Raw genomic sequence first — 1,340 nt, forward strand, 5'->3', positions numbered from 1 at the left:
CTATTCCCTATTCCCTATTCCCTATTCCCTATTCCCTATTCCCTATTCCCTATTCCCTATTCCCTATTCCCTATTCCCTATTCCCTATTTCCTGTTCTCTGTTCCCTGTTCCCTGTTCCCTAAAACAAATGAATTTTGTACCTCACGCTTCTTGGGAATTGCTATATTAATTATTAATTATTAATTGTCTTAAGCTTGTTTTTGTTTCCAAACTTTCCAACTTGTATAAGCTAGTAAACCTGTAGCACTAAAAGCATAAATTGCACCACTAGGAATACCAGAAAAAGCCATGGCTAAACTTCCTACCCACAGTGTTAGTGAGTAAATAAAAAAAACTGTTAATCTTTGCGATAAACCAGCGTCTAATAAACGATGATGTAGATGACGTTTATCTGCAATAAAAGGAGATTTCCCATTTCGTAAACGGCCTAAAATTACTGCAGACATATCTAAAATTGGTACCGCTAGAATTAGATATGGTAAAACAACAGAAGTAACTACAGTTGTTTTTACTAAACCTATTACTCCTACTCCTGCTAGAGTAAATCCTACATAATAAGCTCCTCCATCTCCCATAAATATTTGGGCTGGATTAAAGTTATAACGGAGAAAACCTAGTGTTGCACCAGCTAAAGCTGCTGCTATTAAAGCTGCTGCTGGTTGATCCATAAATATACTAACAATTAACATCACAAAAGCTGCAATACCAGAAACACCAGCAGCTAAACCATCTACACCATCAATCCAATTAATAGCATTTGCCATACCTACTAACCAAATCACAGTTATAGGCCAGCTTAATATATTAATATGTACTAATCCATAAAAAGGAATAGTCAGAAAATCTATATGTACTCCAACTATCCAAGCCATACTAGCAGCAATTATTTGCATAAATAACCTGAATAGTGGTGATAAACCAAACAAGTCATCTGCTAAACCAATCATAAAAAAAGCTAAACCGCCGACTGTTACTCCCCATATTTCAAACTCTTTTTCTGGGGGTAAAATATTGCCATTAGTATCTATAAATCCACCCAACCACCAAACAATTAAAAGAGCAACTAGGCTACTAATAAAAATAGAAACTCCTCCCAAACGTACCATTGGTTTTTTATGAATTTTACGACCGCCGGGATGGTCTACAAGTCCTATTTTGAGAGCAATTTTTTTGATTATTGGTGTAATTAAAATTACAAATAAAGTCGAAATAACTAAGGTAATTAAATGGTACAGATAATTAGGTATCTGGAATAATGGAGGGTTAAGAGTTAATAATAAATTATTAATTTGGTTTAGTATCATCAGAATATTTTGCGACTAACTATAATATAAATAGG

At 34.3% G+C, this 1,340-nt stretch carries 1 protein-coding gene; it reads right to left on the bottom strand.

Annotated features, from left to right (window positions below; translation table 11 throughout):
- Nucleotides 1-189: 189 nt before the first annotated feature.
- The gene (locus AFK68_RS00125; protein ID WP_094670678.1) at nucleotides 190-1,248 is read right to left on the bottom strand and encodes a glycosyltransferase family 4 protein; all 1,059 of its coding nucleotides are present in this window, start codon (nucleotides 1,246-1,248) and stop codon (nucleotides 190-192) included.
- Nucleotides 1,249-1,340: the final 92 nt, after the last annotated feature.

Source organism: Hydrocoleum sp. CS-953 (assembly GCF_002260545.1).
Lineage (GTDB): Bacteria > Cyanobacteriota > Cyanobacteriia > Cyanobacteriales > Microcoleaceae > Trichodesmium.